The sequence below is a fragment of the Saccharothrix violaceirubra genome (assembly GCF_014203755.1).
In the GTDB taxonomy this organism is placed as follows: Bacteria; Actinomycetota; Actinomycetes; order Mycobacteriales; family Pseudonocardiaceae; genus Actinosynnema; species Actinosynnema violaceirubrum.
This window is the reverse complement of sequence record NZ_JACHJS010000001.1, coordinates 5002656-5009179: the sequence shown is the minus strand read 5'-3', so window position 1 is coordinate 5009179 and position 6524 is coordinate 5002656. Positions and strand designations below refer to the sequence as shown.

The following is a 6524-nucleotide window of genomic DNA, read 5'->3' as shown; positions in this document are numbered from 1 at the left end:
ATGGGGCAGGAATGAACAGCACCGGAGGAACCCTGATCTCCGTCACGGACCTGACGGACGGGGATCTGCGACACATCGTGGACCAGGGGGTGCGGTTCGGACAGGCGGACGCACCGGGACGACCGCTGCACGGGCGCGTCGTCGGCGTCTACTTCAGCAAGACCTCAACCCGCACGCGCACCGCGTTCACCAGCGGTGCGCTGCGGCTGGGGGCGGACGTGATCGCGTACGGCCCCAACGACCTCCAGCTCAACACCGGCGAGTCGATCGCCGACACCGGGCGGGTGTTCGCCGGGATGCTCGACCTGCTCGTGGCCCGGACCGCGGGTGCCGAGCGCGACCTGCGCGAGCTGGCCGCGTCCGGGCTGCCCGTGGTCAACGCCATGAGCGAACTGGAGCACCCGACCCAGGCCCTGGCCGACCTGACCACGTTGACCGCCCGGTTCGGCACGCTCGACGGGCTGCGACTGCTCTACGTCGGCGAGGGCAACAACACGTGCACCGCGCTGGCGTTGGCGCTGAGCCGGTTCCCGGGCGTGCACTTCGAGGCCCGGACGCCGCCCGGCTACGGGATGCCGGCCTCGATCGTGGAGACCGCCGTCGCGCAGGCCGCGTCGTCCGGTGCGGTGGTCGTGGAACGGCACGACATGGACGACCTGCCGGCCGACGTGCGGGTGGTCTACACGACGCGGTGGCAGACCACCGGGACGTCCAAGCCGGATCCGGACTGGCGGACGGTGTTCGCGCCGTTCCAGGTCCACGATGGACTGTTCGCCGGATCGCCCGACGCGTTGTTCATGCACGACCTGCCCGCCCACCGGGGCGAGGAGGTCACGGCCGAGGTGCTCGACGGGCCGCGCAGCATCGCGTTCGAGCAGGCCCGGTACAAGATGTTCAGCGCCATGGCCGTCGTCCAGTGGAGCCTGCTGGGCGTTCCTTCGCAGACCGGGGCCGTGTGATGACGACGGTCGAGACACAGTTGCCGCCGTTGCGGCGTAACCGCGACTTCCTGTTGCTGTGGCTGGGTGCCGGCGGCACCCTGCTCGGCACCCGGGTGACCATCACGGTCTACCCCATGCTCGCCCTGTGGGCCACGGGATCGGCGACGATGGCCGGTCTGGTCGGCGCGGCGGCGTTGTTGCCGCAGCTGCTGGTGCAGTTGCCCGCCGGGGTACTGGTCGACCGGGTCGACCGGCGGCGGTTGATGATCCTCGCCGACGTGGGGTGCGTGCTGTCCACGTTGAGCGTCGCCGTGGCGGTGTTCCTGGGGCACACGTGGATCGCGCACCTGGTGGTCGTGGCGTTCGTGCAGGGCGCGTTGGCCATCTGCTACGACCTGGCCGAGCGGTCCGCGGTGCGACATGTCGTGCCGAAGGAGCAGCTCTCGGCGGCGTTGGGGCAGAACGAGGCCCGGTCGCGGGCGGCCGGGACGCTGGGGCAGCCGTTGGGCAGCTCGCTGTTCGCGTTCCTGCACTGGACGCCGTTCGTGTTCACGGCGTTCGCGCACCTGGTGTCGTTGGTGTCGATGCTGTTGATCCGCAAGGACTTCCAGGACGAGCGTTCTTCGGCGAAGCGGGACTTCAAGGCCGAGGTGGTCGAGGGGTTCCGGTGGATCTGGGCGCAGAACCTGTTGCGCACGGCCATGATCCTGATCTCGGTGAGCAACATCGTGTTCGCCGGGTTGGGGATCACGGTGATCTTCTTGATCAAGCAGTCCGGGGGGACCGGGTTGCTGGTCGGTGTGATCACGGCGATCGGTGGTGTCGGCGGCATGCTGGGCGCGCTGACCGCCACCCGCTGGCTCAAGTGGCTGACCATGCGGGCGTTGCTGGTCGGCGGGTTCGCCGTCTGGGCACTGACGGTGGTCCCGGTGGCCTTCACCTCCGATCCCTTTGTGCTGGGCGGGGCTTTCGCCGCCTTCGGCTACGTCGGCGGCGTCTTCAACGTCGCGGGCGGCATCTACCTGGTCTCCGTGGCACCGGACGCCATGATGGGCCGGGCCGTCAGCGTCATGACCCTCCTCGGTTCGGGCCTGGCCTTCCTCGGCGCCCTGCTCACCGGCCCCCTTCTGGACGGTCCCGGTGTGCTTCCGACGGTGCTGGGCATGGCCGCCGTGATGGGCCTGCTGTCCCTGGTGGCCCTGGGCACGCCGATCGTCCGTGCGGCCCGGTACACGGTGATGAACGCCCCCCGTCCTTCTTGATCCTCTTTCCCTCTCGATCCTCTCTCCCCCTCGGGCCGGTGCTTCCCCTCCAGGAAGCACCGGCCCTTCTCTCTTCTCGCGAGTTATGCGTTCGGACACCGTGAGTTGTGCGTTCAGGCACCCGGACATCACAGCCAGGGCAGGACGAACCCGAAGAGCAGCAGGCACAGTGCGGTCGCGGTGACGAACGCCGCGGTCGCCGTGCCGAGGTGCCGAGCCGGAACACCCGTCGCCATGAGCGCGACGAGGCCGACCACACAAGCCACCGCGACCGCTGCCACCGCGGTGGCAGCCGGGTGCGTCAGCAGGTCGACCACGGCCGTCGGGTCGGCGAGGCGGCGTCCGGCCGCGCGGTCGTGGAGTGGAACGGGCAGGTTCCGCACGGAGGACCTCCGATGTCGGTCTGGCGGTGTCGAGGTCCGTCCAGGAGACCGCCTCCTGCTCCTGTCCGGTCGTACCCCTACCGGTCGCGCAAGCGGTGTGCAGATCCTGCAAGTGGGGCCGACGGACGCGGTTCGGGCCAGTACGGTGGCGGTGTCGGCCGCGTCCCCGGGAGGCGCCGTGATGACACCGCCCCTACCCGACGGCCTGGTCGCCGCCCTGCCGTGTGGACGGTCGGAGCCCGGCGTGGTCGTCCGGGCGGCCCGCGCCGCGCGGGGCTGGAGCCAGGCGGACCTCGGCCGCCGCTGCGGCTACTCCGCCAGTCAGGTCTCCCGGTGGGAGACCGGCAGGCTGCCGCTGCGGGATGTGGGACTGCTGCGCATCCTCGCCGACGTGCTCGCGCTGCCGCACGCGGCGTTCGGCCTGTCCGACCACGACACCCCCGGGGCGCGTTCCCGTCGACCCGTCGCGGTGGGCCTTAGGGTGGGCCGGGCCACGACCTCGCCCGACCAGGAGGACGACCCGGTGCGTCGACGCGCGTTGCTCGCAGGATTCGCCGCCCTCGCGGGCTCGGCGCTCGTCCGGCCGGGTACGGCCGGTGCCGACGGGGTCGACCCCGCGCAGGTGCTCACCCGGCGGCTCGGCGACGCACTGCTCGGTCCGGCCCCGAACGGCCGCGCCGTCCCGATCGCGACCTTGACCCGGGCACTCGCTTCCGCACGGCACGAGTTCAGCGCCTGCCGCTACCTCGAACTCGCGGACCGCCTGCCGACCCTGCTCGGACACGCCGAGGCGACCGCCGGAGTCGGTGCGGAACCGGGGGTGCACCGGGTGCTCGCCGCCGCCTACCAGTTGGCCACCCGGGCCTTGATCAAGCTGAGGGTCTCCGGCCTGGAGTGGCTCGCCGCCGACCGTGCGGCGCGGGCGGCGAACCTGGCGGCCGACCCGCTCGTCCGCGCCGAGTCGCAGCGCCTGCTCGCGTCGGTGGCCCGCCGGGCCGGTGACCACGACCGGGCCCTCGCCCTCACCCTCGCCGCCGCCGACGACCTCGTCCGGACCGGCCGTGAACCGGCGCGGTCGGCGATGGTCGGCAGCCTGTACTGCTCGGCCGGGTACGCCGCCGCCCGTGCGGGCGATCGTGAGCGCGCCCGGGAGCTGCTCGGCCAGGCCGGTGTCGCCACCGCCGTACTCGTCGACCATCCCGGACGGCATCGCGCGGCGCTGACCAACCTGGTCAGCCACCAGGTGTCCGCCGCCTACCTGCTCGGGGACGCCGGTGCCGCGCTCGCCTACGCGCACAGCCTGCCCCTGGCCGCCGTGCCCACCACCGAACGCCGCGCCCGGCTGCTCGTGGACACCGCCCTGGCCTATGCCCGGTGGGACAAACCCGACGAGGCATGTCGGGCCCTGCTCACGGCCGAACGCGTCGCACCCGGCGAGGTCCGCACCCGCAACGCCGTGCGCCTGCTGGTCTCGGACCTGATGGCCGCACCTCGCCAGGCGGCCATGCCCGGACTGTCGGCTTTGGCCAGGCGGGTGCACCTCCCGGCCTGAGGTCCGTGAACGTCCGAACGCGACAGTCCTCAAAGGAAAGAAGAACGAGGGGTCGAGCGACACCGGGGGATGTCGTCGACCCCTCGCGGGGGCGTCGGGCCGGGCGAGCCTGGGAGGCCCGGTCCGACGCTGGTCTGATGTGTTCTTGTCGTTCGTCCGGCTGTCACGGACGGGGTGTGGAGTCGGCCCTGAGGGGGTGGCGGGCCGACTCCACTGTGATCACCGGCCGGCGGGTTCCAGGTTCTCCGGGCGCCGGGTGCCGGTGGGGACGTCCTCGTGTTCCCGCAACCCGAAGCGGTCACGGATGGGGTGTAGGAACCTGGGCGTCCACCAGTTCCACTTGCCCAGCAAGGTCATCGTGGACGGGACCAGGACGCAACGCACCAGGGTGGCGTCGATCAGGACCGCGAGGAAGAGGCCGATGCCCAGCTCTTCCACGTCCGCCAGGTCGGCGATCGTGAAGCCGGTGAACACGATCAGCACGAGCACCGCGGCCGAGGTGATGATCCGGCCGCTGCGCTGCAAGCCGCGCCGTACGGCGGTGTTCGTCTCCATGCCCTCGTCGACGTGTTCCTTGATCCTGCCCAGCAGGAACACCTCGTAGTCCATCGAGAAGCCGAACGCGAACGCCGACACCAGCAGCAGGATGTACGGGCTCAACCCGCCCACCACCAGTGCGTCCAGCGGTCCGGCCAGGAAGCCGTGCTGGAAGATCGCCACCATCACGCCGATCGTCGCGCCCAGCGACAGCACGTTCGTGAAGATGGCCTTCAACGGCACCGCGAGCGAGCCCGTCATCAGGAACAGCAGCACGAACATCGACAACAGCATGATCGTGATCGCCAACGGCAGGCCGTCGACCGTCTTGTCCCACAGGTCCACGATCACCGCCGCGTCGCCGAGCACCCACGTCTCGGCCGGCGGCCGGTCCGCGCGCACCCGCTTCACGAACTCCTGCGCCGCTTCGCTCTGGCTGTCGCCCGCCATGTCGAACGACACGGTCGACAGGTTCTCGCCCGTCTGCTCGGCCGGCCGCGCCACGGGCTTGGCCGGGTCGTCCGCCCAGCGCTGCGCCCACTGGTCGAGGGTCGCCGCGTCGGTCCGCGCCACGACCACGACCGGCGGCTGCACGGCGAGGCCGAACTTGTCCTGCAGCACGTCCGCGGCCCGGGCCGACTCCATGACGTCGCGCGGCAGGCCCGCGAGCTGCGGCAGCTTCGGCGTCGCGGTGAACGCGGGCAGCGTGAGCAGCACCAGGAACGCCGACGCGATCACGGTGATCACCACCGGCCGGCCCTGGATGAACCTGGCCAGCTTGGCGAACGCGCCGATCTCGGAGCTGTCCGCCCGCGCTTCCCGGGAGATCGCCTTCTTCGAGGGGCGGATGTGCTTGCCGAAGAACCCGAGCAGTGCCGACGTCAGCGTCAACGCCGCCGCCATGGCGATCAGCGTGGCCGAGATGCCCGCCGCGCCCATCGTCTGCAACCGGGCCACGTCGAACGCCAGCAGACCGCTCAACGCCGCCGACACGGTCAGGCCGCTGAACAGGATGGTCCGACCCGCCGTCGCCCACGTGCGGGCGGCGGCCACCTCCGGCGCGTGGCCGACCGCGAGTTCGTCGCGGTACCTGGCCACGAGCAGCAGGCCGTAGTCGATCGACAGACCGAGACCCAGCAGGGTCACCACCGACATCACGGTGCTGTCGAGGTTGAGGAACGTGGAGAACACCAGCACCATCGCGATCGCGCCGCACACCGCGCCGATCGCCGCGAGCAGCGGCAACAGCGCCGCGAGGAGCCCGCCGAACACGACCACCAACGCGATCAGGATGATGGGCAACGTGCTCAACTCGGCGCGCAGCGTGTCCGCACCCGAAGTGGCGTTGGTCTCCTGCGCCTGCGGTTCGTCGCCGCCGATGACGACCTTCGACCCCGGCACGTCGTCCGCGACCTTGTGCAGCCGGTCGGACGCCTCGGTCAGCACGCGCTTCTTCTCGGTCTTCGGCAGCTTGCCGAAGCGCACGGTGATCTGCGCGGCGGAGCCGTCGGGCGAGGCGACCGGGTCGGCGACCTCCTTGATACCCGTGATGCCGCGGACCTCGTCGACCGCGCGACCCATCGCGTCCTGCGCGGGAACCGACCTGAGGTCGCCGCCGTCCACTACCGCGATGAGCTTGTCGTAGTAGTCGCCCTCGGTCGTGAGCACCTGACGGGCGACGTTGGATTCCATGCCCTGGGAGGGCTTGTTGAGCGCCAGGCTGTTGAACAGCGGGCTGAACGCCACGCCGCCCACGGCCATGACCAGGAGCCACACACCGAACACCCAGACGCGCCGCTGGTAGCAGAAGCGCCCGATCCGAGACAGCATGGTTACAGCTTGTCGATGG

Annotated in this window: 5 protein-coding genes; 3 read left to right on the top strand and 2 right to left on the bottom strand. The window is 71.0% G+C overall.

All coding sequences use genetic code 11. The features are described 5' to 3' along the window. Positions 1 to 11: 11 nt before the first annotated feature. Complete coding sequence (locus tag F4559_RS22895; protein WP_184671854.1) at positions 12 to 959, top strand: ornithine carbamoyltransferase; 948 nt, start codon at positions 12 to 14, stop codon at positions 957 to 959. Next, positions 959 to 2203: an MFS transporter gene (locus F4559_RS22890; RefSeq protein WP_184671852.1), complete on the top strand. Its 1245-nt coding sequence runs from the start codon at positions 959 to 961 to the stop codon at positions 2201 to 2203. Before F4559_RS22895 ends, F4559_RS22890 begins: the two co-directional genes overlap by 1 nt. 128 nt (positions 2204 to 2331) lie before the next feature. Here the strand turns inward: F4559_RS22890 and F4559_RS22885 are convergent, their stop codons facing one another. Beyond that, on the bottom strand, positions 2332 to 2586 hold the full coding sequence (locus F4559_RS22885) for a hypothetical protein (protein ID WP_184671850.1): 255 nt from the start codon (positions 2584 to 2586) through the stop codon (positions 2332 to 2334). A 181-nt stretch (positions 2587 to 2767) separates the two neighbouring features. Here F4559_RS22885 and F4559_RS22880 point away from each other — a divergent pair, with 181 nt between their 5' ends. Beyond that, positions 2768 to 4138: a helix-turn-helix domain-containing protein gene (locus tag F4559_RS22880; RefSeq protein WP_184671848.1), complete on the top strand. Its 1371-nt coding sequence runs from the start codon at positions 2768 to 2770 to the stop codon at positions 4136 to 4138. A 219-nt stretch (positions 4139 to 4357) separates the two neighbouring features. On the opposite strand, the gene F4559_RS22875 is transcribed toward F4559_RS22880, so the two are convergent. Further along, positions 4358 to 6505 carry an MMPL family transporter gene (locus tag F4559_RS22875; protein WP_184671846.1) on the bottom strand — a complete coding sequence of 716 codons (2148 nt, stop codon included), beginning with the start codon at positions 6503 to 6505 and terminating at the stop codon, positions 4358 to 4360. Positions 6506 to 6524 lie beyond the last annotated feature (19 nt).